At 31.2% G+C, this 26,510-nt stretch carries 23 protein-coding genes; 2 read left to right on the forward strand and 21 right to left on the reverse strand.

Going from position 1 to position 26,510, the window contains the following annotated elements:
* Positions 1 to 7 precede the first annotated feature (7 nt).
* Positions 8 to 1,111 (reverse strand): N-acetylmuramoyl-L-alanine amidase family protein, encoded by a 1,104-nt coding sequence (locus OJ995_RS10935; RefSeq protein ID WP_264369452.1) that lies wholly within the window; start codon positions 1,109 to 1,111, stop codon positions 8 to 10.
* Positions 1,112 to 1,233: 122 nt separating this feature from the next.
* Here OJ995_RS10935 and OJ995_RS10940 point away from each other — a divergent pair, with 122 nt between their 5' ends.
* Together OJ995_RS10940 and OJ995_RS10945 are read left to right on the forward strand one after the other, a co-directional pair.
* Positions 1,234 to 3,870 (forward strand): putative LPS assembly protein LptD, encoded by a 2,637-nt coding sequence (locus tag OJ995_RS10940; protein WP_432419332.1) that lies wholly within the window; start codon positions 1,234 to 1,236, stop codon positions 3,868 to 3,870.
* 18 nt (positions 3,871 to 3,888) lie between these two features.
* On the forward strand, positions 3,889 to 4,269 hold the full coding sequence (locus tag OJ995_RS10945; RefSeq protein ID WP_264369454.1) for a RidA family protein: 381 nt from the start codon (positions 3,889 to 3,891) through the stop codon (positions 4,267 to 4,269).
* 1 nt (position 4,270) lies between these two features.
* Here OJ995_RS10945 and hisIE read toward each other — a convergent pair whose 3' ends face one another.
* The 20 genes from hisIE to OJ995_RS11045 all read right to left on the reverse strand — a co-directional run bounded on the left by hisIE (position 4,271) and on the right by OJ995_RS11045 (position 26,467).
* Positions 4,271 to 4,870, reverse strand: a complete 600-nt coding sequence (hisIE, locus tag OJ995_RS10950) for a bifunctional phosphoribosyl-AMP cyclohydrolase/phosphoribosyl-ATP diphosphatase HisIE (RefSeq protein ID WP_264369455.1) — start codon at positions 4,868 to 4,870, stop codon at positions 4,271 to 4,273.
* A gap of 68 nt (positions 4,871 to 4,938) precedes the next feature.
* Positions 4,939 to 5,694 (reverse strand): imidazole glycerol phosphate synthase subunit HisF, encoded by a 756-nt coding sequence (gene hisF / locus OJ995_RS10955; RefSeq protein ID WP_264369456.1) that lies wholly within the window; start codon positions 5,692 to 5,694, stop codon positions 4,939 to 4,941.
* Positions 5,695 to 5,763: 69 nt separating this feature from the next.
* Entirely contained in the window at positions 5,764 to 6,507 is a 744-nt protein-coding gene (hisA, locus tag OJ995_RS10960) for a 1-(5-phosphoribosyl)-5-[(5-phosphoribosylamino)methylideneamino]imidazole-4-carboxamide isomerase (RefSeq protein WP_264369457.1), read from the reverse strand.
* A gap of 36 nt (positions 6,508 to 6,543) precedes the next feature.
* Entirely contained in the window at positions 6,544 to 7,125 is a 582-nt protein-coding gene (gene hisH, locus OJ995_RS10965; RefSeq protein ID WP_264369458.1) for an imidazole glycerol phosphate synthase subunit HisH, read from the reverse strand.
* Between the two features lie 83 nt (positions 7,126 to 7,208).
* Positions 7,209 to 8,348, reverse strand: coding sequence for a bifunctional histidinol-phosphatase/imidazoleglycerol-phosphate dehydratase HisB (gene hisB, locus OJ995_RS10970; protein WP_264369459.1), 1,140 nt, complete (start codon positions 8,346 to 8,348; stop codon positions 7,209 to 7,211).
* Complete coding sequence (gene hisC / locus OJ995_RS10975; RefSeq protein WP_264369460.1) at positions 8,320 to 9,381, reverse strand: histidinol-phosphate transaminase; 1,062 nt, start codon at positions 9,379 to 9,381, stop codon at positions 8,320 to 8,322. Before hisC ends, hisB begins: the two co-directional genes overlap by 29 nt.
* Before the next feature lie 5 nt (positions 9,382 to 9,386).
* Positions 9,387 to 10,661 (reverse strand): histidinol dehydrogenase, encoded by a 1,275-nt coding sequence (gene hisD, locus OJ995_RS10980; protein ID WP_264369461.1) that lies wholly within the window; start codon positions 10,659 to 10,661, stop codon positions 9,387 to 9,389.
* Between the two features lie 32 nt (positions 10,662 to 10,693).
* Entirely contained in the window at positions 10,694 to 11,551 is an 858-nt protein-coding gene (gene hisG / locus OJ995_RS10985) for an ATP phosphoribosyltransferase (RefSeq protein WP_008257406.1), read from the reverse strand.
* Positions 11,552 to 11,810: 259 nt separating this feature from the next.
* Positions 11,811 to 12,311 carry a hypothetical protein gene (locus OJ995_RS10990; RefSeq protein WP_264369462.1) on the reverse strand — a complete coding sequence of 167 codons (501 nt, stop codon included), beginning with the start codon at positions 12,309 to 12,311 and terminating at the stop codon, positions 11,811 to 11,813.
* 12 nt (positions 12,312 to 12,323) lie between these two features.
* Entirely contained in the window at positions 12,324 to 13,436 is a 1,113-nt protein-coding gene (locus tag OJ995_RS10995; protein ID WP_264369463.1) for an efflux RND transporter periplasmic adaptor subunit, read from the reverse strand.
* An 8-nt stretch (positions 13,437 to 13,444) separates the two neighbouring features.
* Positions 13,445 to 17,779 carry a CusA/CzcA family heavy metal efflux RND transporter gene (locus OJ995_RS11000; RefSeq protein WP_264369464.1) on the reverse strand — a complete coding sequence of 1,445 codons (4,335 nt, stop codon included), beginning with the start codon at positions 17,777 to 17,779 and terminating at the stop codon, positions 13,445 to 13,447.
* Positions 17,780 to 17,870: 91 nt separating this feature from the next.
* The gene (locus OJ995_RS11005) at positions 17,871 to 18,245 is read right to left on the reverse strand and encodes a hypothetical protein (RefSeq protein ID WP_264369465.1); all 375 of its coding nucleotides are present in this window, start codon (positions 18,243 to 18,245) and stop codon (positions 17,871 to 17,873) included.
* Positions 18,246 to 18,326: 81 nt separating this feature from the next.
* A complete protein-coding gene (locus tag OJ995_RS11010) occupies positions 18,327 to 19,715 on the reverse strand; it encodes a sensor histidine kinase (protein WP_264369466.1) in 1,389 nt (462 codons plus the stop codon).
* 3 nt (positions 19,716 to 19,718) lie between these two features.
* Positions 19,719 to 20,603 (reverse strand): cation diffusion facilitator family transporter, encoded by an 885-nt coding sequence (locus tag OJ995_RS11015; RefSeq protein WP_264369467.1) that lies wholly within the window; start codon positions 20,601 to 20,603, stop codon positions 19,719 to 19,721.
* Between the two features lies 1 nt (position 20,604).
* The gene (locus OJ995_RS11020) at positions 20,605 to 21,270 is read right to left on the reverse strand and encodes a response regulator transcription factor (protein WP_264369468.1); all 666 of its coding nucleotides are present in this window, start codon (positions 21,268 to 21,270) and stop codon (positions 20,605 to 20,607) included.
* Between the two features lie 11 nt (positions 21,271 to 21,281).
* Positions 21,282 to 22,718: a DUF3570 domain-containing protein gene (locus OJ995_RS11025; RefSeq protein WP_264369469.1), complete on the reverse strand. Its 1,437-nt coding sequence runs from the start codon at positions 22,716 to 22,718 to the stop codon at positions 21,282 to 21,284.
* A gap of 12 nt (positions 22,719 to 22,730) precedes the next feature.
* Positions 22,731 to 22,940 (reverse strand): DUF4266 domain-containing protein, encoded by a 210-nt coding sequence (locus tag OJ995_RS11030; protein WP_264369470.1) that lies wholly within the window; start codon positions 22,938 to 22,940, stop codon positions 22,731 to 22,733.
* A gap of 2 nt (positions 22,941 to 22,942) precedes the next feature.
* Positions 22,943 to 23,926 (reverse strand): FAD:protein FMN transferase, encoded by a 984-nt coding sequence (locus tag OJ995_RS11035; protein WP_264369471.1) that lies wholly within the window; start codon positions 23,924 to 23,926, stop codon positions 22,943 to 22,945.
* The gene (locus tag OJ995_RS11040; RefSeq protein WP_264369472.1) at positions 23,923 to 24,360 is read right to left on the reverse strand and encodes a thioredoxin family protein; all 438 of its coding nucleotides are present in this window, start codon (positions 24,358 to 24,360) and stop codon (positions 23,923 to 23,925) included. The genes OJ995_RS11035 and OJ995_RS11040 overlap by 4 nt, the downstream gene beginning before the upstream one ends.
* A 79-nt stretch (positions 24,361 to 24,439) precedes the next feature.
* Positions 24,440 to 26,467, reverse strand: a complete 2,028-nt coding sequence (locus OJ995_RS11045) for a hypothetical protein (protein ID WP_264369473.1) — start codon at positions 26,465 to 26,467, stop codon at positions 24,440 to 24,442.
* Positions 26,468 to 26,510 lie beyond the last annotated feature (43 nt).

Genomic DNA, 26,510 nt, shown 5'->3' on the forward strand with positions numbered 1-26,510 from the left:
TTCCTTTTTAATTTGTAAATGTTACTATATAAGCTGAAGAGTATCCTTTTTTCTTAGCTTCTTCTAATTTTTTCTTACAAGCATTAAAATCGGTTTCTTCTCCATAAAAATACTTGTATATTTTTTTATCCTTTTCAAAAGTAATTCCTTTTAAACCTTTAAAATTAGCAGGCTTTGTTTCAACTTTTTTATTTCCAGCACAAATTTGTACTTTATAATATGTTTTATTTGATTTTGAATTATTTTTCTCTGTTGCAACTTTATCTGAATCAGGATTTATTTTAGTAGAAGTCGATGCTTTCGTTGTTACAACAGTTTCAATTTCAGCAACTTCACTTCCATTAAAAAAATCATTTTTATAGGCTATAATTGCATTAGAAATAGACTTTGACATTTCTTGCTTACCTTTTTCTGAACTCAAATATTTAGCTTCGTCAGGATGTGAAACAAAACCCAATTCAATTAGTACTCCTGGCATTACAGTAGCATCTAAAACCCACAAAGGTTGTTGGTGAACACCTTTATCTTTTCGTTTTAATTCATCTCGAAATTGATTTTGAATTAAAGTTGCTAATTCAATACTTTGCAATAATGATTCTTCTTGCATGATTTTTAACCCAATTAATGTTTCTGGATTATTTGGATCAAAACCTTTGTATTTCGTTTTATAATCTGTTTCTTGAAAAATTACAGCATTCTCCGTTTTTGCAATTTCTAAATTGGTTCCAGTTCTTGACATTCCCATTACTAAAGTCATTGCACCTATAGGATTACCTGATTTCACTGAATTACAATGAACAGAAACAAATAAATTAGCTTTAGCTCTATTTGCAATATTAGCGCGTTCTCTTAATTCTATAAAAACATCGGTTTTTCTAGTATATATGACTTCAACATCTTTATTTTTTTCTAAGATTTTCCCAATTTTTAGTACAACATCAAGCGCTACATCTTTTTCTTGTACACCATTTTTTACAGCTCCTGGATCTTTTCCACCATGACCGGCATCCAAAACCACTTTAAAATTAGCGTTATTTTGGCTTATACCAAAGGTAAAAGTGAAAAGTAAAACCCATAAAAACAGATTTTTAGTATTTTTTTTAGATGGCATAAAACAAATGATAAGTATTATAAGTTATAATTTTATTAAAACATTATTTTTGCAAAAAAATATATGTAAGTTTGACACTTCAAAAAGTGAGCCAAATTTTTACAAAAATACTATTAAAAGCATTGCATACAAAGTTATTTCATATCGTTTTTTCAGTAATTTTTCTAACATTAGGAACCACCTCTATTTTTTCTCAAGAAAATCCAATTCCAGGCACCATCACTTTAACTAAATCTGATTTAGAAAAAGTTAAAGATTCTACTGCTGTTGATAGTACTAAAAAGAAAAAAACTTTTTTAGAAGGTGTTGTCAATATGAAAGCTAAAGAGTATGAAAAACTTGACCAAAAGAAAAAAACAGTAACACTTAATGATGAAGCCGAAATTTATTATACCGATTTTGAACTTAAAGCAGGTAAGATAGTTTTAGACTATGAAAAAAACCAAGTTTATGCGGGTAGATTAAAAGATTCTGCAGGTAATTACATTCAACGCCCTGTTTTTAAGCAAGGAAGTAACATTATTGAACCTGATTCTATTATTTATAATACCAAATCACAGCGTGCCAAAGTTTGGAACTCTAGAACCACACAAGGAGAACTTTTTATAAAAGCCGAAATTTCTAAAAAAGAAAACGATTCGGTTTATTTTATGAAAAATGCCCGAATGACTACTTCTAAAAATATTGATGATCCTGAATATTACTTTTTAGTTAGAAAAGTAAAATTTGTTCCTAAGAAAAAAGTAGTTGCTGGATTAACCAATATGGTAATTATGGATGTTCCTACTCCTATTGGTTTACCCTTTGCTTATTTTCCAATGTCAGAAAAAAGTTTGTCAGGTTTTATACTACCAACACCTGGACAAAATAACAGACAAGGTTATTTTTTACAAAATGGAGGTTATTATTTTGCATTGAGTGACTATTATGATTTAGCCATTCTGGGTGATTATTATACCAATGGCAGTTATGGACTAAGAGCTGAAAGTAGTTATGCAAAACGATATAAATTTAATGGCCGTTTAAATTTCCGTTTTGAAAACAATATACAAAGTGAAAAAGGATTTCCTGATTATATAAAGTCTAAGCAATATAATATTCAATGGTCACATAGTCAAGATGCTAAAGCTGCTGCTGATTCACGTTTTTCTGCATCTGTGAATTTGGGAAGTAGTCAATATTTTAGACAGTCTGTAAATATGAACAATGTTGGCTCTAGCTTAAATAATAATTTAAGTTCATCTGTTTCTTATTCAAAAACATTTCGTTCTGTACCTCAAGTGAATATGTCAATTTCTGCAACACATTCACAAAATACTAATACTGAAGAAATCGATATGACTTTACCTACTTTTCAAGCTAGTGTGGATAGAATTTATCCATTTGCGCCAAAAGATGGAATTAAAAAAGGAATATTAAAAAATATTAACCTTCAATATAATGTAAGAGGTGAAAATCGGATTAAAACAAATGATTCGTTATTTTTTACTTCTCAAATGTTTAGAGATGCTAAATCCGGATTTCAACATACCATTCCAATTAATACTAATTTTAAAATCTTTAAGTATTTCAGTGTTTCAGCTGGTGCAACTTATAATGAAACCTGGGTAATGAATACAATTAATAAAGATTTTAGTGGAATTGAAAATAAAGTCATTGTATCCGATGTAAAAGGATTTGAAGCCTATAGAACTTATAATTTTAATGCTGGAATTGGAACAACAATCTATGGGACTTTTAACTTTGGAGAAGACAAAAAAATTCAAGCTATACGACATGTAATGAGACCTAATATAGGTTATGGCTACACTCCTAGCTTTGATCAATACTTTGAAAAATACGCACTAGACGCAACAGGAATTAATTTTAATGATTATACTAAATTTGAAAATGGTCTTTTTGGTTCACCTTCTAAAAGTCTATCAAACCGAATGAATTTCTCATTAAGTAATACTTTTGAAGCCAAAGTAAGAGACGAAGAAAGCAAAAAAGGTGAAACCAAAAAAGTGATGTTATTAAATAACCTAAACGTTGGTATTGGTTACGATATTGCTGCAGATTCTTTAAAATGGTCCGAAATGTCAGTATCAGGTGGTACTCAACTTTTAAAACAAAAAATGAATATCAATTTTGCTGCAACTTTAGATGCATTTGCAATTGATAATGCCGGAAGAAGAATTGACAAGTTAAACATCGATAATGGAGGAAGCTTCTTCAGGTTACCAAGAGCTAACATGACAATTAACTACAACTTTTCAAGTGCTGATAATAGTAAAAAAAGTAGAGAAACTGAACAAAACTTACAAAATGGCGGTAGAGCAGATGATTTGTTTGGAAAAAGTGTAGACATGAGTGATTCTCGTCAAAGCCTTTTTGATAAAGACAAGGAAGAGGGAAATAAAAGTTTAGATTGGTACAGTTATAAAATTCCATGGGATTTGAGACTCGCGTATTCTGTAACATATAATAATACCAATAGACAAAATGAAATTCAATCTCATTCTTTAATGGCTTCTGGTAACATTGAATTAGCACCAAGATGGAAAGTTGGCTTTTCTTCAGGTTACGATTTTAAACAAAAAGGAGTGACTTTTACACAATTACGATTTGAACGTGATTTAGAAAGCTGGAGAATGAGTTTCAACTGGGTTCCTTTTGGACAAAATACCTATTGGGGTTTCTTTATCGGGATTTCTTCTTCTATATTTAGTGATATTAAGTACGAAAAACGTCAGTTACCTGATAGAGTTTTTAGATAATAATCAAATTAATAAATTATGAAAAAAATCATTTATACAGACAAAGCACCAGCACCTATTGGGCCATACAACCAAGCTGTTTTAGTAGGTAACACTTTATATACTTCTGGACAAATTGCTCTAAACCCAGTTTCAATGGAATTAGTTTTAGACGATATCGAAACTGAAACTAAACAAGTAATGGAAAACATGAAAGCCGTTTTAACAGCTGCCGACATGACATTTGAAAACGTAATAAAAACTTCAATTTTTATTATGAATATGGGCGATTTTACTCGTATCAATGCAGTTTATGGAAGTTACTTTGATGAAACAACAGCACCCGCTAGAGAGACAGTTCAAGTAGCATGCTTACCAAAAAATGTCAATATTGAAATTTCAATGATAGCGGTAAAATAAACTATTTTTCCCTTCTCTTCAAAACCTCCACTACATCTTGCAACTGAAAACCTTTAGCCTGTAATAAAATTAGGTAGTGAAACAATAAATCAGCACTTTCGGATAAGAACAAATCGTTGTTATTGTCTTTGGCTTCAATGACTACTTCAACTGCTTCTTCACCGACTTTTTGTGCTATTTTATTAATGCCTTTTGCAAATAATGAGGCAACATAACTCTTTTCAGCATCGGCATTTTCTTTGCGTTTTGCAATGGTGTTTTCTAATTTTGATAAAAATCCAAATTCTTGATTATTAGATTCTTGCCAACACGTATCTAAACCTGTGTGACAAGTTGGGCCAACTGGATTTACTTTTACCAAAAGCGTATCGTTATCACAATCTTCTTTAATCGAAATCAGTTCCAAAAAGTTACCACTCTCCTCGCCTTTTGTCCATAAACGATTTTTTGTACGACTAAAGAAAGTTACTTTTTTAGTTGCCAATGTTTGTTCAAGAGCTTCTTGATTCATGTAGCCTAACATTAAAACGTTTTTAGTTTCGCTGTCTTGAATGATGGCTGGGATAAGGTTGTCTGGGGTTTTATTAAAATTTACTTTCATGGTTTTTGGTTTTGAAACACATACTCACGTAGTTTTTTAATTATTCCTATGTGTCTATGTGTTTAATTTTACACTCTAATTGCAATATTTTGATTCTTTAAAAACTGTTTTAATTCTGGAATTTCGATTTCTTGGTAGTGAAAAACACTAGCTGCTAAAGCGGCATCAGCTTTTCCGGTGATAAATGTTTCCGCGAAATGTTCCATAGTTCCCGCACCACCAGAAGCGATAATGGGAATGTTTACAATTTCGGATAACTTGGCTAACGCTTCATTGGCAAAACCATTTTTAGTTCCATCGTTATTCATGGATGTGAACAAAATTTCTCCAGCACCACGTTGTTCTACTTCTTTTGCCCAATCAAATAAATTCAATTCGGTTGGTACTTTTCCACCAACTAAATGTACAATCCAATCACCATCAATTTGTTTGGCATCTATGGCAACAACCACGCACTGACTTCCGTATTTTGCTGCAATTTCATTAATCAAGTTTGGATTTTTAACAGCTGAGGAATTGATCGAAACTTTATCTGCGCCATTACGAAGCAATACATCCACATCAGCAACAGATGAAATACCACCACCAACCGTAAATGGAATATTTATTGCAGCAGCTACTTTTCTAACCAAGTCAATTAATGTCGCGCGACGTTCTTCTGTAGCTGAAATATCTAAAAAAACTAGTTCATCAGCACCTGTTTCAGCGTATTTTTTTGCCAATTCTACTGGATCACCAGCATCTTTTAAATCCACAAAATTGACACCTTTAACAGTTCGTCCGTTTTTGATGTCTAAGCAGGGAATGATTCTTTTTGTCAACATGATTTAGTGATTAGTGATAAGTAAATAGTGATTAGCTTTCCAAACTTTTCACTATTTCCTTTTCACTTTTTACTTATTAATAATATAGTTTTCTAATTGCTTTAAAGTAATTCTGCCTTCATAAATGGCTTTTCCGATGATGGTGCCTTCGCAACCTAATTCGGCTAACTTGGGCAATTCATCGAAAGTGGAAATTCCTCCAGAAGCGATTAGTTTTAATCTCGACTCCGCTCGATTTGACAAATCGGAATCTAAAATTCTTTGGTATAATTCAAAACTTGGACCTTCAAGCATACCGTCTTTTGAAATATCGGTGCAAATTACGTTTTGAATACCTTCTTGTTGATAGCTTTGAATAAACGGAATAACTTCTTCTTTTGATTCTTCTAACCACCCTGAAATAGCTACTTTTTCATTCATAGCATCAGCTCCTAAAATGATTTTATCTGCTCCGTATTGCTGAATCCAACTTTTGAAAACTTCTGGTTGTTTAATGGCAATACTTCCGCCTGTGATTTGATTGGCGCCGCTTTCAAAAGCAATTTTTAAATCGGCATCAGATTTTAAACCACCACCAAAATCGATTTTTAAATTCGTTTTCGAAGCTATTTGTTCCAAAACTTTGTAATTCACGATTTGGCTTGATTTTGCACCATCTAAATCTACTAAATGTAAATACTCAATTCCGTGTGCTTCAAATGATTTGGCTACTTCTAAAGGATTTTCGTTATAAATTTTCTTCGTATCGTAATCGCCTTTGGAAAGTCGTACGCATTTTCCTTCTATGATGTCTATGGCTGGGATTATTCTCATATCAAGTTCAATTTCAAGAGCAATTTCAAGCTCAAATTATAAGTTTAAAAAGTTTTTCAAAATTTGTTCTCCGAAGATTCCACTTTTTTCTGGGTGAAATTGTACTCCGAAAAAGTTTTCGCGTTGCAATGCCGTGCTATATTCGAGTTCGTAATTCGTGGTGGCAATTGTGTTTTCAGATAAAGACGCATAATAACTATGAACCAAATACATGAATTCGTTTTCTTTAATTCCTTTAAACAATGGCGTTTTTAGATTATAAATCGTATTCCAACCCATTTGAGGTACTTTTACTTCTTGAGAAAATTTCACAACATTAACATCAAAAATTCCTAATCCATTCGTGTTACCTTCTTCAGAATGTTTACACATCAATTGCATGCCCAAACAAATTCCTAAAACCGGTTGTTTTAACGTTGGAATTAGCACATCTAAACCACTTTCTTGCAACATTTTCATGGCACTACTCGCCTCGCCTACACCAGGAAAAATAACTTTATCGGCTGATTTTATGGTAATCCAATCGTTCGTAACAATTCCTACAAAGCCAAGTCGTTCCAAAGCGAATAAAACACTTTGCACATTTCCGGCTCCGTAATCTATAATAGCTATTTTCATATTTTTATAGTCGCAGTTTTCAGTCGCAGTCGTAGTTCAAATTGATTTATTTCTGCCAACTGAGACTGTGACTGATCACTTTTTTATAACATTCCTTTGGTTGAAGGTAAAATCATTTTTTCTGTATCACGTTTTACCGCTACTTTTATTGCTTTTGCGAAGGCTTTAAAAATCGCTTCAATTTTGTGGTGTTCATTTGTGCCTTCAGCTTTGATATTTAAATTAGCTTTTGCGCCATCTGTGAATGATTTGAAGAAGTGAAAAAACATTTCCGTTGGCATTTGACCAATCATTTCACGTTTAAATTCGGCTTCCCAAACTAACCAATTTCTTCCACCAAAATCGATTGCTACTTGCGCTAAACAATCGTCCATAGGTAAACAAAATCCATAGCGTTCGATACCTAATTTATTTCCTAAAGCTTTTGCAAAAACTTCTCCTAAAGCTATAGCGGTATCCTCAATCGTGTGGTGTTCGTCAACTTCTAGATCGCCTTTTACTTGAATATCTAAATCCATTTGACCGTGACGTGCAATTTGGTCTAACATGTGGTCGAAAAAGGAAATTCCAGTGTTGATGTTGCTTTTTCCTGTTCCGTCTAAGTTTAAAGATATAGCGATATCTGTTTCATTTGTGATTCTTGAAATAGAAGCCGTTCTTTCATCCAATTTTAAAAACTCGTAAATCTTCTGCCAATCTATAGTTTGTAAAGCTATTACATTTTGTAATTCTTCCAATGAAGTTGCGATTTCATTTCCGCCCAAATTTTCTTCATTTTTAATAAAAATCGCTTTTGAACCAAGGTTTTTGGCCAATTCTACATCGGTAATTCTATCACCAATTACGAATGAATTTTCCAAATCATATTCAGGATTATTCAAATACTTCGTTAACATTCCAGTTCTTGGCTTTCTGGTTGGCGCATTGTCTTCTGGAAAACTTTTATCGATAAAAATTTCATCAAATGTTACACCTTCATTTTCGAATGCTTTTAGAATAAAATTTTGGGTTGGCCAAAACGTTTCTTCTGGAAAGCTAGTTGTTCCCAAACCATCTTGATTGGTTACCATTGACAATTCAAAATCCAATTCTTTAGCTATTTTACTCAAGAATTGAAAAGCCTTTGGGTAAAATTCTAATTTGGATAAACAATCTAATTGATAATTTTTTGGTTCTAAAACCAAAGTTCCATCTCTATCTATAAATAATACTCTTTTCGGCATTGTTGAAGGTTTTTAATAATTCAATAATTTGTTCGGTTTCTTCTTTCGTTCCAATACTAATTCGCAAGCAATTTTCGCATAATGGTTGATTGCTTCTGTTGCGAACCACTACTCCATTATCTATAAATTGTTGGTATCTGAAATTGGCATCATCTACTTTAATCAAAATAAAATTAGCATCTGATGGATAAATTTTTTCAACAAATTCACATTTTGAAAGTGCTTCAATTAACTTATTTCGCTCCACTAGTATCTTTCTAACTTGAGTTGACAAAGTGTTTTGCAATAATTTTTTCACCGCAGTTTCTTGAGACAAACCGTTGATATTGTATGGTGGTTTTATTTTATTTAAAACAGAAATAATTTCTCTTGATGCATATAAAATTCCAATACGTAAACCCGCCATTGCATAGGCTTTTGATAAAGTTTGCGTAATAATCAAATTAGGAAAATCTTTCAAAACAGTTAACCAACTTTCATCTTTTGAAAAATCGATATATGCTTCATCAATTACAACTAAACCTTTGAATTGATTCAAAATTTTAACAACAGATGAGTCTGTAAAAGAATTTCCTGTTGGGTTATTTGGCGAACACAAGAAAATTATTTTCGTATTGATGTCAACTGCATTCAAAATAGCATCTACATTAGGTTGAAATTCTTCATTTAACAAAACTTCACGATTTTCAATAGCGTTGATATTTGCTAGAACGCCATACATTCCATACGTTGGTGGCAATGTAATGATATTATCGCGATTCGGTTCACAAAACGCTCTGAAAATCAAATCTAAGACTTCATCGCTACCATTTCCTAATAAAATTCTGTCTTTTGAAACATTATTTCTATCAGCGATTATTGCTTTTAATTCCTTTTGTTGTGGATCTGGATAACGATTTATGCCATTTGTAAAAGGATTTTCATTAGCATCTAGGTAAATCATAGGTTTTGTAAACTGTTCAAATTCATCACGTGCTGAGGAATATGGACTCATTTTTTTTACGTTTTCTCTGATTAGGTTTTCTAAATTCATAGCATTTATTTTAGTCTTAATGTAACAGCATTTTTGTGTGCCTGCAAACCTTCGGCTTCTGCCATAGTTTCAATTGCTTTTCCGATGTTTTGAATTCCTTCATTTGATATTTTTTGGAATGTCATTGCTTTTAAGAAACTATCTAGATTTACACCGCTATAACTCTTGGAATAGCCGTTTGTTGGTAAAGTGTGATTGGTTCCTGAAGCATAATCTCCTGCGCTTTCTGGAGTAAAATTTCCAATAAAAATCGAACCTGCATTTTGAATGCCATCAACGAAATAATCTTCATTCTTAGAACATACGATAAAATGCTCAGGACCGTATTCGTTAATTAACGATAAAGCTGTCTTTTCGGTTTCAACGAAGATTAATTTTGAATTATTTATAGCTACTTGAGCGATTTCTTGTCTTGGCAGTTCTTTTAATTGCTTGTAAACTTCTTCTTCTACATCATTCAAAATGTTTTTGTTAGTAGTTACCAAAATCACTTGGCTATCTTTTCCATGTTCGGCTTGACTTAGCAAATCAGAAGCTACGAAACTTGGAATGGCGGTTTCATCTGCATATACTAATAATTCACTTGGACCAGCAGGCATATCAATAGCAACTCCGTTTTGAGAAGCAAATTGTTTAGCTATCGTTACAAATTGATTTCCAGGACCGAAGATTTTATATACTTGAGGAATAGTTTCTGTACCAAAAGTCATTCCGGCAATCGCTTGAATTCCGCCCACTTTATAGATTTTAGTTACACCACATAAATCAGCAGCATACAAAATTGCAGAATTAATTTTTCCATTTTTATCAGAAGGCGAACACATAATAATTTCTTTACAACCTGCTAATTTTGCAGGTACTGCCAACATTAAAACCGTAGAAAACAAAGGAGCCGTTCCACCAGGAATGTACAATCCTACTTTTTGAATTGGACGTTTTTCTTGCCAACACGTAACTCCAATAGTAGTTTCTACCACAATTTTATCTGTTTTTTGAGCTGCGTGAAATTGTTCGATATTCGATTTGGCTAATTGAATGGCTTCTTTTAATTCGTTTGAAACTTCTTTTTTAGCTATTTCAATTTCTTCTGGAGTTACTTGAATATTTTCTAAAGTTACACCATCAAAGAAAGATGCATATTTTGCTATGGCTTTATCGCCTTTTTGTTGTACTTCTTTGAAGATTTGCTTTACCGTTTCTTCAACATCTGAAAATGTTTGAGTTGGTCTTTTGCAAATTTCTGACCAAGTTTCAGGTTGTGGATTATATATTTTTTTCATGATTCTTTATTCTAATTTCTTTATACTATTTTCTATAAAACCATTTTTTCAATTGGGCAGACTAAAATTCCTTCTGCTCCAGCTTCTTTTAGTTGGTCGATGACTTCCCAGAATTTATCTTCATCGATAACAGAATGAACGCTGCTCCAACCTTCTTCTGCTAATGGCATAACTGTTGGACTTTTCAATACAGGAAGAATTTTACTGATTTCTGAGATTTTATCATTGGGTACATTCATCAAAATATATTTTGATTTTCTTGATCGTAAAACCGATTGGATTCTAAATTGTAATTTAGCTACTACTTGTTTTGCTTCCTCTGAAATTTGAGGAGAAACCGCTAAAACAGCTTCACTTTTTAAGATTACTTCTACTTCTTTTAAACCGTTTTTAAATAAGGTACTTCCGCTTGAAACGATATCTACAATCGCATCTGAAAGTCCGATGTTTGGGGCAATTTCAACCGAACCTGAGATTTGGTGAATGTCTACAGAAATTCCTTTCGAAGAAAAGTAGTCTACAACCGTTTTTGGATATGAAGTGGCAACACGTAATCCGTTTAAATCTTGAATAGAATTGTAGTTGAAATTCTTTGGAACCGCTACTGAAACTTTACATTTGGAGAAACCTAATTTTTCTGCAATTTGAATATTTTGACCTTTTTCAACCAAAAGATTATCGCCTACAATCGCAATATCAACTACACCATCAATCAAATATTGAGGAATATCGGAATTACGTAAATAATACACTTCTAAAGGAAAATTGGAAGCGGTAACTTTGAGTTGGTCATTTCCATTGTACACTGAAATTCCGCAATCTTTTAGGATTTGAATACTTTCATCGTGAAGGCGACCAGATTTTTGAATAGCAATTTTTAACGTGTTCATTTTAATTTTATTTAATTTTAAAATGAGTACACCAAGAAGTTTTTAAAAAATGCTTACCAACAAAAAACCCGCTTGATGTACTCAAACGGGTTTCTGATTTATATGATTTAATTACATAGCATCATTACTTCGCTTGAGCGGAGGTATGATGATGATGATGTAATTGATTTAAAAACATAATTTCTGTTATTATTTAACTCTGCAAATGTAACAACTAATTTTTCGAATAAACAAAAGTTTTTGAAAATTTATATTTTGTTTAGTGATCATCGTTATCTAATTCTTGCTCTTTATTTTCTATTGAAGCGTTGCTATTATTAGCATTTTCTCTGATTTCAGTATGACGAATTTCACCACCAGAAGTTCCAACAGACTTAGACAAAACTGCAGCGCCAATTGCTAAAACCAAGACAACAAAAGAAACAATTGATGCTTTTGCATGCTTTTTCACATTGGCAACTAAGCCTAAAATCGAAAGAATTCCTACAACATAAAGAACTTTCATAAAGGTTTCAGCAATTTCTTCATGTTCGTGAATGATTTCGTGTGAAGTGCCTAACTCTTCAACAATTTCTTCTGCTCCTTCTCCTGTCATCATAGTAGCTTTTGCCATAATCATACAAACAATAAAAATGACATAAGCTGTATTAACTAAAATAGTTTGTTTTTTAATGATTCCATAAGCTAAAATTCCTATTCCAAAGAATAATCCAATAATCGGAAAATGGTTAAAAACCATGTGTAAATGTGCGTCGTTCATAATTTTTATTTTTTAATTAGTTAAATCGAAAACTCCTTTGGTTAGAATTTTTGAGTTTTCATTGATGGTTTCGTTTGATAAAATTTCAACGAATTGTTCTGATTTTTCGCCAATGTTTACCAATGTTTTCTTAAAAATATAATTGCCTCTGTTTTCTTGTAATAAATGTACGAAATTTTTGTTGTTTTCAGTGATTAATGCATCAATAGGAATTCCTAACCCTTTTTTAGAACTAATCACTATTCCAGCTTCAACAAACATTCCTGATAGTAATTTAGCTTTGTCAATTGGATTTAAAACTCCAAAAACGGAGATGGTTCTATCTTTATTTTCAATCGATTTTCCAACCAATTGTACTTTTGAAGTAAAAACATCTTTACTAGCCTCTGGAATGGTAAAACTAATATTTTGACCTTGTTTTACATGTAAAATATCTTTTTCGAAAATGCTTAAATTTAAGTGTAAATAATTGGTATCTACAACTTCTAAAATTACATCAGATGGAGACATGAACATCCCGACATTAGCATTCATAACGGTAATGTCTCCCGAAATTGGTGATGTTAACGTGATAACGGATGTAAATCTTCCCTTTTCAACATTTGCTGGATTGATGTTTAGTAAAAGTAATTTTTCGCGTAATCCTTGATACATTCCTTTTGCTTGACGGTAATCGCTTTCTGCTTTTAGGTAATTCTTTTGTGATGTAATTTTTTCATTATACAACGTTTTCTGACGCTCAAATTCTGATTTTAAATAATTAATTTGTTCAGCTACTTCTACATAGTCTTTTTGAATGTCTAAATATTCTGTGTTTTCCAATGTTATTAAAGCTTGTCCTTTTGAAACTTTATCACCTACTAATAACTTAGTTGCTTTTACATAACCGCCAATAAAAGGTGTTATTTTAGCTCGATATTGTGGTGGAACATCAATTTTACCAGATGCTTTTACTGTAACATCAAAATCTTGTTCTGATGGTGAACCAACAAGCATTCCTGAGGATTTAAATTGTTCTGCAGTAACCGTTATTAATCCATCATCTTTAACTGTTTCTTCAACTACTTCGTTTTTACATGAAATAGAAAAAGTAACTAAAGCTAGTATGTATAAAATCTTTTTCATTTGAATTTTTATAAATTGATATATTGTAAATCTAATTGTGTCTTGTTATATTGAATAACTGCGTCTAAATATTCCACCTGAATAGTTGTAGCATTTTCTAAACTTAAAATGTATTGAAAAAAGTCAATTTCACCATGTTTATAGCTACTATTGGCAACTTTAATAATTTCTTCAGATACTTTCTTTCCGTATTGATTATAGTAATCGATGGCTTGTTGGTATTGATTTAACTCGCTACTCTTTTGATTAATATAAGCATCAATTTTTGTTTGTTCGTTTTGCTTTTGTTGCTCCCAAGCTTGAGATTCTAATTTAGCTACTTTTGATTTGGCTATGTTTCCATTAAACAAAATTGGAACTGATAATCCAACTTGAAAACCATACAAAGATTGTGAAATTCCAGTATTTTTTCCTTGAAAATATTCCAAATTTAAATTGGGTAACCAGTTTTGTTTTTGTAAACTTTCATTTGATTTGTATTTTTTTGTAACACTTTCTAAATAAGAAGTATATAATTCTTTACTTGAAGTGTTTTTTAAATTAATTAATGGTTTAATTTCTGATGATTCAACCACTATTTTTTCATCACTTTGTACTAATGATTGTAACAATTCTAACTGAGCTGCTTTGGTTTTATCTATTTGAGATAACTTGGTTCTAATCTGTCTAAATTTTGCTTCAGCTGTAATTTTTTCTAAGTAGTTAGTTTCGCCTAATTCAAATCTTCTGTCGCTTGCTTTTGAGAAATTTTGGTATAAACTATCTAAATACTGGTACAATTTTTCTTGATGCTTTAAATAAACGATTTCATGATATACTTTTGAAACTTCAAGAGAAAGTTTATTTTTCTGGATTTCAAAACCTGCTTTTTCTTTTTCATACTCAGCCGAATTTACTTTTCGTTGTGCACCATAAACCGTTGGAAAAGCAAACGATTGTTGCGCTCCAAACACTTTTAAAGGCTGATTGTTTAAAGCTAAATTGTTTTGATCGTAACTGTAATACACATTCGTTTTTTCAAAATCGTATGCTAGTTTTATTGCTACTTTTGCTTTATCAACTTGCAATTGACCAGATTTTATATTTTTATTGTTGGTAATTGCCTTGGAAACCAAACTATCTAATTCTGGATTACTTTGTTGGCTATAACCTAACAACGAACTGAATAACAAAAAGATGATGATATTATTGTTTTTCATTTTTTTGAATTTTAGTTTTTTCTCTTCTTTTTCGTCATAAATTTTAAATAAAACAGGTAAAACGATTAAGGTTAAAAGTGTTGCTGTTATTAAACCTCCAATTACAACGGTTGCTAACGGACGTTGCACCTCTGCTCCTGCTCCTGTTGAAATGGCCATTGGCAAAAATCCTAAAGCAGCAGCAGCAGCAGTTAATAATACTGGACGAAGTCTATCTGTTGTTCCTTTTAAAATCAGTTCGTTCATGTTTTTCATGCCGCTGTGTTTTAATTCTTTGAAATGTTCAATTAATACAATTCCGTTTAGCACTGCAATTCCGAAAAGAGCGATAAAACCAACACCCGCTGAAATACTAAATGGTAAATCGCGCATCCATAGAAATAAAATTCCTCCCACAGCAGAAAGCGGAATAGCGGTATAAACCATCATTGCTTCCTTGATAGAACCAAAAGCAAAATGCAGTAAGATAAAAATTAAAAACAAAGCAATTGGAACTGCAATCATTAATCTGGCTTTAGCGCTTTCTAAGTTTTCAAATTGACCGCCGTAAGTAACACGATATCCTGGAGGCAAATCAACTTTAGCTTCAATAATTTTCTTAACGTCATCTACAACACTTTGTAAATCACGGTTTCTTACGTTGATTCCTACCACAATTCTTCTATTGGTGTTATCTCTTGAAATTTTAGCTGGTCCTTCTGTATATTCAATTTTAGCTAGTTCTCGTAATGGGATTTGCTCTCCATTTGGTGTAGAAACATATAAATTTCGTAAATCTTCAATATCCGTTCTATTGGTTTTATCTAAACGAATGACCATATCAAAACGTTTTTCACCTTCAAATACATTTCCTACTACTTTTCCAGCAAATCCTAGAGCAATCATTTCATTTAAATCGGCAATATTTAAGCCGTAGCGAGCGATTTTACTTCTATCGTATTGAACAAACATTTGTGGTAAACCTTCTGTTTTTTCAATGATAATATCAGAAGCTCCTTCTACATTTCGTATAGTTTTCTCTACTTCGTGTGCTTTTTTGGCTAAAATATCTAAATCTTCACCAAATATTTTAATCGCCACATCAGAACGAGAACCTGAAATTAATTCGTTAAAACGCATTTCGATAGGTTGCGTAAATTCGATTTCCATGTTTGGAATTTGTTTTTCTAAAGCTTCCTTAATTTTATCCGCCAATTCATCTTTAGAATCTGCAGAAACCCATTCTGATTTTGGTTTTAGTTTTATAATGACATCACTTTCTTCCATACTCATTGGATCGGTTGGTACTTCGGCAGCACCAATTCTACTCACCACTTGTTCAACTTCTGGAAAGTTTTTTAAGATGATATTTTCAATTTTAGTCGTAGTTTCAATAGTTTTAGATAGTGAAGTTCCTGTTTTTAAAACGGGTTGAATTACAAAATCACCTTCATCTAATTGAGGAATAAATTCGCCACCCATGGTTGAAAATAAAGCTATCGCCATGAAAAGCAAGGCAACCGCACCATATAAAACTTTCTTGGTATTGTGTAAAGCCCATTTGATTACAGGCAGATACCATGAATTTAATTTATTGATTAATCGTTGTGAAAACGAATTAGGGTTTTCCTTTTGTGGTTTTAAAAATAATGATGCTGCCACTGGAACATAAGTAAAGCAGAATAACATAGCACCTAATAATGCAAAACTAAAGGTCATTGCCATAGGTTTGAACATTTTTCCTTCTACTCCAGAAAGCGATAAAATTGGGATAAATACAATCAAAATAATTAACTGACCAAATATGGCCGAATTCATCATTTTAGAAGCACTTTTATACGTGATTTGATCAATTTCATATTGACGTTCTTTTTTATCCAAACCAACTAAATGACTTGACTTACTTACGATTTGAAAAGCAATGAATTCTACAATAATGACGGCTCCATCAATAATAATTCCGAAATCGATTGCTCCTAAACTCATTAAGTTGGCATCAATATTAAAAATATTCATAAACGAAATTGCAAACAACAAACAAAGTGGAATTACTGAAGCAACAACCAATCCAGAACGCCAGTTACCTAGTAAAAGAACGACAACAAAAATTACGATTAAACAACCTAAAATTAAGTTCTCTGCAACGGTAAATGTTGTTTTTCCTACTAATTCACTTCGTTCTAAGAATCCGTTGATGTAAACGCCATCTGGTAATGTTTTTTCAATTTCTGCTACTCTATGTTTTACATCTTCAATTACTTTTTTTGAATTTCCATCTTTAAGCATCATGACTTGTCCTAATACTTTTTCTCCTTCTCCATTTCCAGTTATCGCACCAAAACGATTGGCATGACCAAATTGCACTTTCGCTACATTTTTAATGTAAATTGGAGTTCCTGATTCATTTTTAACGACAATATTTTCAATATCTTCAATTGAGTTGACTTTTCCTTCACCACGAATAAAATAACTTTCATTGGTTTTTTCAATATACGAACCTCCTGCAATGCTGTTATTTTTTTCTAAAGCTGTAAACACATCAGAAGTTGAAATATTCATTGCCTTTAAACTAGCTGAATTAATAGCAATTTCATACTGTTTTAAATAACCTCCCCAAGTATTAATTTCAACAACTCCTTTTATTCCAGACAATTGACGTTTTACTACCCAATCTTGAATGGTTCGTAAATCGGTAACAGAATATTGATTTTTGAATTCCGGTTTGACTTCTAAAGTATATTGATAAATTTCCCCTAAACCTGTGGTAATCGGTCCCATTTCTGGCGTTCCAAATCCTTCCGGAATTTTCTCTGAAGCCGTTTTAATTTTTTCAGCGATAAGTTGTCTTGGTAAGTAAGTTCCAATTTCGTCTTCAAAAACTATGGTTACAACTGATAAACCAAATTTTGAAATAGAACGAATTTCTTTCACACTAGGCAAATTGGCCATTTCTATTTCAACTGGATATGTGATATATTGTTCTATATCTTGTGTTGATAAATTTCGAGATGTTGTAATAACCTGCACCTGATTGTTTGTTACATCTGGAACAGCGCCAATAGAAATTTGAAAAACAGAAAACAATCCAAACCCAAACACTCCTAAAGTAAAGAGTAAAACAATAAGTTTGTTTCTTAAACTAAAAGCAATTATTTTTTCTAACATTTTTAGTAAATTTTATAAATAAACAAATAGCATTTATCTTTATCAGACAAATACAATTGAATCATTGATAATGAATCAATTAATAAAAATATTAGAATAACTTAGGCGGTAACCAAATTGAAGCAATCAAATTGGATTCAAAAGATATATTATAGAAGAATTTCTTTTTAGAGGAAATTAAAGGCTTTATTGTTTGAATTTGTAATGTTGTTAAAGAGAACGCAAATAATACATTTGACGAATTATCCAATGTTTTAAATGGTAAATCTTGATGATCATGATTGTTCTCGGCATTTTTAGAATAATGCGAAACAATGTAATCAATAAATGAAATTGAATCTGTTGTCAATTCATTCTTATGCTCGTTGTAATGTTCAATTAAGTTAGGAACTTTCAATAATTGCCCTATCGATGTGTTGGCACACATAAATACTGAAATTAGGAAATATACAATTAACTTATTCACTTTATATTTTTTAAGTAGTTATAAATATACTAAAAACTACATTACAAATGTAAAGAATATAAATAGGAAAAAACTTAAGAGCTACTTAAGTTTGGCTAAAGGAAAACTTAAAACAAATTTTGTTCCCTGATTTAAATTACTTTCTACAGCAATTTCAAGTTTCAATAAATCGCAAAGTCGTTTTACAATAGATAAACCTAAACCAGTTCCTTTTATTTCCGGATGATTAGAAACATCAGAACGATAGAACGAATTGAAAATTTTATCTAAATCATCTTGAGAAATACCAAAGCCATTATCGGTTATTGAAAAGAATATTTTATCATTCATCTTATCTAATTTCAGTTCAATTTGACCATTGCTATTTGAGTATTTTATAGCATTTGAGATTAAATTACTAATGATAATTGACAACAAATAATTATCTGAAAGCAAATAAAAATCTTCTGAAAAATCGGTTTTAATTTTAAGCTTTTTACTTTCTGATTTTTCCGAAAAACGAGTCAAATTATCTAAAATTAAAGCGTTTAAATAAATAGATTCTTGCTTTACATTTTGCTTCTGATTTTCAAAACGAGCCAAAAGCAATAATTGGTCTACCATATGATTTAATCTGTCAACTTCTGAAATACAAAACAGAATTTTTTCTTCATATTCTTGTTGATTTCTAGGCTTTCTGATTAAAACCTCCATAGTTCCTTTAATTACTGCTAACGGAGTTCTCAATTCATGTGAAGCATCAGAAGTAAACTGTTTTTCTCTATCAATTGCGTTTTCAATTCGATTTAGAAGATTATTAATGTTTTTTGATAAAACATATAATTCATCTTTATTTTGTGGTAATGGAATTCGGGTTTGTAAATTGTCTTTAGTAATTTGACTAGAAGTATCGATAATTGTTCGAACGGGTTTAATACTTCTACCGGCAAAAAAACGGGCAATTAAAAACAATAAAATTAGTATTAATGGAAATGTGATTAAAAGAATATTTTTTAATATTAAAACAATTTCAAAATCTTCTAATGACATAGCGACTACCAGGTAACCAACTACTTGATTATTATTGATAATTGCAGTTTGAATTTGTCTAACTGGTATATTATTTAATTTGGTATCGATAAATTCGTTGTTACTATCTGGAAAAAGTTTTAGGTTCGAACTTTTTAGATTTGGGGATTTATCAATAAGCAGTTTGTTATTGTCATAAAATTCAACAAAAACAGGATTCACACTGATAGAATTGTGTTCTCTAGCACGCCATTGATCCACCTGAATTAAATACGTATCATTTGAATCTGTAGAAACATCATCTAAATGTTTGTAGAGTTCTTCTTGAATTTCTTCATTTACGTGCTTATTAACACTATATTTTACTATATTATAAATGAATAAAAAAACAATCGCAATAAGAACAGAACCACTTATTATGTAGTTAAAAGCAATTCTATTTTTAAAGGAAAATGAAAACATAAATTAGCGTTCAATTGATTCAAAATTAGGCTCAATGTGTATTAAAACATGTCCTAATTCTATTAATTTTTCACGTAAAGTATCTTTCAAAATATGTGAGATATCATGTCCTTCTTTAACCGAAATAGTACCATCAACCATAACATGTAAATCGACGTGATATTTCATACCTGCTTTTCTAATAAAGCATTTTTCGATGCAAATTACACCATTGACAGTATGTGAAATTTTTTTTATTTCATCTTCTAAATCATGATACAAATGCTCATCCATAATTTCTCCTAAAGCAGGACGGAAAATTTTATAACAATTATAGAGAATGAAAAAAGAAGCCAACAAAGCTGCCCAATCATCAGCTGATTCATATCCTTTTCCAAAAATTAAAGCAATTGAAATACCAATAAAAGCTGCTACAGATGTAATAGCATCACTTCTATGATGCCAAGCATCAGCTTTTAGAGAACTACTTTTAGTTTCGATACTCTTTTTCATAACAATTTGAAAAGAAATTTCTTTCCAAAGAATAATGGCACCTAAAACAAAAAGGGTAAATGGTTTTGGTAATTCATGAGGTGTTCCAATATTGTGCAAACTTTCGTATGCAATAACAGTAGCAGAAGTGATTAAAAATCCAACAACTAAAAATGTAATCAAAGGTTCAGCTCTACCATGACCATAAGGATGATTTTCATCGGCTGGTTTGTTTGAATATTTAATACCAAAGAGCACTAAAAAAGACGAAAAAATATCGGCTGTAGATTCAATTGCATCAGCAATCATGGCATAGGAATTACCAAAATATCCAGAAATTCCTTTTATTAAAGCTAATAAAGTATTTCCTATAATACTAAAGTAAGTGGCTTTGATTGCTTTTTCTGTGTTTGGCATACTAAATTTCGTTTGCTATATACCCTACTCCTCTAATTGTTTTTATTAATTCTTGGTCTTTAGTTAGATTCAGTTTTTTTCGAATGGCGTTCATGAATACATCGATAACTCCTGTATCGTATTCGAAATGAATGTCCCAAACATCTTCAATAATATTAGTTCGGGTACAAACTTGACCTTTGTTTTTTATTAGATATTCAAGTAATTCAAATTCTCTTTGAGTCAAAGATACTTCTTTATTATCTACAAAAACTTGAAATTTTGATTTATCAATTTTAATATTTCCTAAAGTTAAAACTTTAACATCATCTTTTGTTCTGAAATGAATTTTAATCCTTTCTAACAATTCATCAAATGAAAAAGGTTTTTTTATGTAATCATTTGCTCCTGCTTTTAAACCTTCAATAGTTTCTTGAACGGTATCTTTAGCGGTTAAAAAGATGATTGGTAGATTGCTTTTTTCTAATCGTATGTTTTTACAAACATCAACGCCTTGCATTTTTGGTAGCATCCAATCAAGTAAAACTAAATCAACTTGTAAGTCTAGAGCTTTTTTTAGTCCGTTTTCTCCATCTGAAGCTGTAGAAATTGTGTATCCTTCTTCTTCTAAGCCTTGTTTTAAGAAGTCTACAATTCCTTTTTCATCTTCAACAATTAAAATGTGCATAATATTTGCAATTATTGTTCTACGAATTTAATTCCAAAAGTGATGATATTCGCATTCAACCCATCATTTCTATCGTAATGATTGAATCTTAAATCCATGCTTTTTAAACCAAATTTCCAAATTTTAGCATTGGTTAAGATATCTGTATATCCTACTCCAAATCCGTATTGACTAGCATTGAAAGTAGATAAATCGTAATCAGATGTATAATATTTTTCTGTTGACAAATGCGTTTCAAAAGGGGCAAAATATTTAGATGCATCTTGCGTATAATAACGGTACATTGGGAAAACGGTAAATTTATCTGTCAACTTAATCGGCAATTCGATACTTGCTGTATGCGAAGTAATTCCCCAATCATCCCAATAATAACGGTAGTATGTCCTTACAGATAATCTTTCGTTTATATAATAATTCAATCTACCACCAAATGGTAATTTAAAACGAGTACCAGGTAAACGTTCTACATCATCAGCTAATTGGTATACTCCTCTATTTTGAGTAGTTTCATATACAGGAATGTATTGAGCTTGACCAATGTAATAATTGGCTTTATCTGCGAAATAAACTCTATGATATGGTGTTGAAAGCATTCCTTGTTGTTGTAATACATCAAAAAATACTGAAAACTGCATTTTCTTAGTTGCTACTTGAGAAAAACCAAATGAAGCCGAATATGAATTTCTATTTGATTTTTTCCATTGATCAAAAGCTGTTGGTAAATAACTTGTTGTAGCATTTCCACTCTGATCTAAAACAGTAACTCCATTAAAAAAACCTTGATTTAAAAAATCAATTCCGTTCTTAGAATATTCATGTAATTCCGTTGGGTATATTGGTCTCCATTGATCTAAATACACGTTTCCTTTAATACTAACTTCTGAGTTTTTATTATTAAATAGTTTACTAATTCCTCCACCAAAACCAATAGAAGTATAATCATATTCATTAGAAAATGCTACATCAGCATTCCATATAAAATTTCTATCATCAGAACTATGACTGTAATTTACTACTGCTGAAGCAAGAACATCTTGAGCAGATGCACCTGAAGATGCTTGCCAAGGTGTTCCGTATGGCCCTGTAACCGGAGCTCTGTCATCATCGTCATCGTCACCTCCACCAGAGGCACCAGAAGCGTTAAAAGGATTGATGTTACTTGAAGATGCTGAAGTATATGCCGAAAGTCCCATGTCAACTGTCAATACATCATCATCATTTAAAGGAATAGCCACCACAATATTTGAAGCTAAATCAGTAAGTTTTTCAGAACCTATACCGCCAGAAACAGAAGAATGAACTCCATCTTGTTTGTAATAACTAACAAGAAAATCTACTTCAATTCCTTCTAAAACTCGTTTTTTATAAGCAACATTTGTTGAATCACTCTCTTGTGAGAAAGCAACACTACTAACTAAAGCAAATAAAAAGATTATTTTATTTTTCATTTTAATTTATTCTTAATTACAACCACAGCCTCCACCAGTTTTACCTCCATTTGCTCCAGAAGCAGCTTCTCGGTAAACTTGAAAAGTGGTTTCATATCGTTCAGAAGTTCTTGCAGATAACTTCATATCAGGATCATTGATGTATTGTTTATCATACTCTTTTACTGAATTACAAGAAGTAACTCCAACAAGAATTAATACAACTATTAAAGCTTTTTTCATCTTTATTGATATTTTTTAATGTCTATATTGTTAGAAACATGTATTCCGCCTTTATCATCAACGATTATACATCCTATTCCTTTTAATTGATTTACTAAATCTAATCCAACTTCAACTCCCATTACAAAAATTCCTGTAGCTAATGCATCTGCTAATTCAGTTTGTTTTGCAAAAACAGAAACGCTTATAATACCTGTTGCTGGATAACCTGTTCGTGGATCGATAATGTGTGAATAACGCTTTCCATTGAATGTAACATATTTCTCATAACTACCCGAAGTTTCCACGGCACTATCATCTAATGGAAAGGTAGCAAAAACTTTATTTTTATTCATCGGATTTACAATTCCAACAGTCCATGGATTACCATTTGGTTGTTTACCCCAAGTATTAATATCTCCTGAAACGTTTACCAAGCCAGAATCACATCCTTTTTCTTGTAATAAAACTTTAATTTTATCTGCAATATAGCCTTGCCCTATTCCGCCAAGACCTAATTTCATTCCTTTATTCTTTAAATAAATTGTTGTGTCTTTAGGGTTTAAAATAATGTTTTGATACCCCACTTTTTCAACTGACTTTTTTATGGCTTCTTCTGTTGGCATTGCGGTCATGCTTCCGTCAAATTTCCAAATTTTATCCATAGAAGCATAACTGATATCAAAAGCTCCAGATGTCAATTTTGAAATTTTTGTAGCTCTATCTACCAAATCATACACCTCTTTATCTACTTTGATTGGAGAAACTCCAGCATTTTGATTTACTTTTGAAATTTGAGAGGAAGGAATCCAATCAGAAATTAAATTTTCAATTCGTTTTACTTCAGCAATAGCTAAATCTGAAAATAAATTCCCTTGAATAGAATCTTTTGCCACAACAGTAATTTCAAAAGGGCTTCCTAACAAACTTTGCTTTTTCTTGAAAATTTGTTGCCCAAATGAAAGTGTTTGCGTTGCTAAAAGCAAAAGAATTAAACCTTTTCTCATTTTTTCTCAAATGCATGAATCATTTTGATATACTCTTCTGGAGAAACGTTTTTGAATCCCATTTTGCCTAACACTTTTCCATTTTTATCTACAATTACAACTAATGGAAAACTTCCTTCTAAATTAAATTTTTCAGCCAATTTTCTGTTGTGTTCGGTTTGATCTTTTGGTAATTCGTTTGCTTTTTTTCTAGGAAAATCAGCTTTTACAATAATCCAATCTTGTGCCGCTTCTTTTTTGAAAGCATCAGATTGCCAAATGTTCCTATCTAATTTAATACAAGGTGCACACCAATCAGAACCTGAAAACACAATTACAATATTTTTATTTTGCTCTGCAGCTAATTTTTTAGCTTCTTCAAAATTATAATTCCAATCTTGTGAAATAGCTAGATTTGAAAATATCAACGCTATTAAAAAAAGTAACTTTCTCATTTCATTTAATTTATATCAAATGTAACAAGAATATCTATAGAATTGTATTTTCTTAAACCTAAATTAAGGAAATATTAAGTTATAGCAAGCCATTGTATTTACGAGTAAACCATTCTGTTGCCAGAGCAGATACTGCAATAATAAGCAACCAAATCCAATCGATTAGTGGTGATTTTTTGATGGTTTCTTTTTGTGTAGGAATATAATTTTCGTTTTCGAGTAACGATTTGATTAAATTTTCTATTTGGTTTGGATAATACACTTTTCCATTGGTATTGATTGCCAATTGCTCTAATCGAGATTTATCAGGATTTACGAATTGTTTTTCAATTTCAAAATCCAACACTTCAAAGCTACCTGAAAAACTAGAATTTGATTGCTTTTCTGTTACTTTAAACGAATAATTTCCTGCCTCTAATCCATCTAAATTTACTTTATAAGAATTGGTTGCTTTTAGTAAATCATATTTTTTAGACGCTTTTGTTTTAGAATTTACAACCTGAATTGTCAATTGTGCTTTTTCGTCAAATTCATAGTTTTTATTGAAATATTCCGCCGTAATTTCAATGTTTTCGCCTGAATTATAAAAGCTTTCATAAGTCACATTCAAATTTTTCTTTGATGCATTCGAAACTAAAAATTGAATGATTTTATCGGTGAACAAATCAAAATCATCAAATGACTTTTTGGTTAAATGATTTTCTAAGCGCCATTTCCAGATGTTTTCTCCAATCAAATATGCCTTTCTTTTGCTACCATTCTCTGTAAAAGTTAAGATTGGATTTTGAATTTGTACATTTCGTATTCTAGCAGAAAGCAATGTATTGAAATTATTTTTGACTGCAACAACACCAAAATTATGTTCTAATGGTGGGAAATTTTCAAATCCAATATTACTTTGGGCAAACAAATTAAAATCAGATTCATACGTTGCTAAATAATCTTCTTTTGGTGTCGACATTTTAAACAATAAATCATCTTGAACCTGATTTAAAAAACCGAAATCAGTTGCAGTTCCTGTGATTATAAACGTATTAATTTGAGCTGTTTTATTTTGTTCAAATATGTATTTAAAAGCAGTATTTGGTTGATACAAAATTAAAACATTATAATTTTGTAATGTTTTGATTTCATTTGGTTTAACAATAGTTACTTTACGTTGCTTATTAACTTCAATACTTCTTTTTAAAGCACCTAAATCAGGATGATTAATCGCCGAAACTAAAGCAATTTCACTACGTTGATCAATTACTTCTACTGCAAAATTCTTAGCATTATTAACCGTGTTTCTTTCTTTTATATTTGAAGAAATTATGGCTTTGTATTTGGCGATTCCAACCTTGTCTGCATTTAATAAAACAGTTATGGATTGTGCTCTTTTATCTTTCGAAAAACTAACGGTTTGTTTGTGAATGGTTTGATTGCCATTCTGAATGGAAAAAGTGGTTGAAATTGTTTGATTTCCATTGTATTGCAAGAATACTTCAACTGGAAATTTATTCTTTAAAAAAGCGTATTTGTTTACATTGATTTGATTGATTTTCAAATCGAAAACAGTTGTCGTATCTCCTAAAACAACTGGTAAAACACTTGTGTTTTCTTGAAAACTGAAAACATAATCATTTCCCATAGTTTGGTTTCCGTCGGTAAATAAAACTACTGTATAATTGGTGTTTCGGTATAACTGTTTTAAATTTTTAGCTACACCATCAATATGAGATTGATTGCCTTTAAAATCTAATTGTTGCAATGATTGAAATTCATCATCAAACGAAAACAATTGCACATCATATTTTTCCGAAATAGCTTTATTATCAGCAATTTTCTGATATAACTCTGAAGCTTCTTTCGTTGCTTTTAATTCCGAAATTGATTTGGAATTATCCACAACAATTGGCAAAGGCGTTTTCTTAATTTCAGTGATTTTTCGACTGATAATTGGATTAATCAGCAATAAAAAGATAGAAAACAGACTAATAAAACGTAAAAAAGCCAAAAACCAGTACAATTTTGACTGATTTTTGACTTTATATAAATATTGATAAAACGACAATACAGCAGCAATAATTACTGACAATAATAGAAGTAAAATTGTGCTTGTTGTCATTTTTTCTTTAAGTGATTAGTGAATAGTAATTAGTGAATAGCCA

The organism is Flavobacterium lacisediminis, from assembly GCF_025909975.1.
Classification (GTDB): Bacteria; Bacteroidota; Bacteroidia; order Flavobacteriales; family Flavobacteriaceae; genus Flavobacterium; species Flavobacterium lacisediminis.

Excerpts from the sequence above, each read along its gene's own strand:
- OJ995_RS10935 (WP_264369452.1), bottom strand. The coding sequence starts at position 1,111 with ATGCCATCTAAAAAAAATACTAAAAATCTGTTTTTATGGGTTTTACTT.
- OJ995_RS10945 (WP_264369454.1), top strand. The coding sequence starts at position 3,889 with ATGAAAAAAATCATTTATACAGACAAAGCACCAGCACCTATTGGGCCA.
- hisIE (WP_264369455.1), bottom strand. The coding sequence starts at position 4,870 with ATGAAAGTAAATTTTAATAAAACCCCAGACAACCTTATCCCAGCCATC.
- hisF (WP_264369456.1), bottom strand. The coding sequence starts at position 5,694 with ATGTTGACAAAAAGAATCATTCCCTGCTTAGACATCAAAAACGGACGA.
- hisA (WP_264369457.1), bottom strand. The coding sequence starts at position 6,507 with ATGAGAATAATCCCAGCCATAGACATCATAGAAGGAAAATGCGTACGA.
- hisH (WP_264369458.1), bottom strand. The coding sequence starts at position 7,125 with ATGAAAATAGCTATTATAGATTACGGAGCCGGAAATGTGCAAAGTGTT.
- hisB (WP_264369459.1), bottom strand. The coding sequence starts at position 8,348 with ATGCCGAAAAGAGTATTATTTATAGATAGAGATGGAACTTTGGTTTTA.
- hisC (WP_264369460.1), bottom strand. The coding sequence starts at position 9,381 with ATGAATTTAGAAAACCTAATCAGAGAAAACGTAAAAAAAATGAGTCCA.
- hisD (WP_264369461.1), bottom strand. The coding sequence starts at position 10,661 with ATGAAAAAAATATATAATCCACAACCTGAAACTTGGTCAGAAATTTGC.
- hisG (WP_008257406.1), bottom strand. The coding sequence starts at position 11,551 with ATGAACACGTTAAAAATTGCTATTCAAAAATCTGGTCGCCTTCACGAT.
- OJ995_RS10990 (WP_264369462.1), bottom strand. The coding sequence starts at position 12,311 with ATGAACGACGCACATTTACACATGGTTTTTAACCATTTTCCGATTATT.
- OJ995_RS10995 (WP_264369463.1), bottom strand. The coding sequence starts at position 13,436 with ATGAAAAAGATTTTATACATACTAGCTTTAGTTACTTTTTCTATTTCA.
- OJ995_RS11000 (WP_264369464.1), bottom strand. The coding sequence starts at position 17,779 with ATGTTAGAAAAAATAATTGCTTTTAGTTTAAGAAACAAACTTATTGTT.
- OJ995_RS11010 (WP_264369466.1), bottom strand. The coding sequence starts at position 19,715 with ATGTTTTCATTTTCCTTTAAAAATAGAATTGCTTTTAACTACATAATA.
- OJ995_RS11015 (WP_264369467.1), bottom strand. The coding sequence starts at position 20,603 with ATGCCAAACACAGAAAAAGCAATCAAAGCCACTTACTTTAGTATTATA.
- OJ995_RS11020 (WP_264369468.1), bottom strand. The coding sequence starts at position 21,270 with ATGCACATTTTAATTGTTGAAGATGAAAAAGGAATTGTAGACTTCTTA.
- OJ995_RS11025 (WP_264369469.1), bottom strand. The coding sequence starts at position 22,718 with ATGAAAAATAAAATAATCTTTTTATTTGCTTTAGTTAGTAGTGTTGCT.
- OJ995_RS11030 (WP_264369470.1), bottom strand. The coding sequence starts at position 22,940 with ATGAAAAAAGCTTTAATAGTTGTATTAATTCTTGTTGGAGTTACTTCT.
- OJ995_RS11035 (WP_264369471.1), bottom strand. The coding sequence starts at position 23,926 with ATGAGAAAAGGTTTAATTCTTTTGCTTTTAGCAACGCAAACACTTTCA.
- OJ995_RS11040 (WP_264369472.1), bottom strand. The coding sequence starts at position 24,360 with ATGAGAAAGTTACTTTTTTTAATAGCGTTGATATTTTCAAATCTAGCT.
- OJ995_RS11045 (WP_264369473.1), bottom strand. The coding sequence starts at position 26,467 with ATGACAACAAGCACAATTTTACTTCTATTATTGTCAGTAATTATTGCT.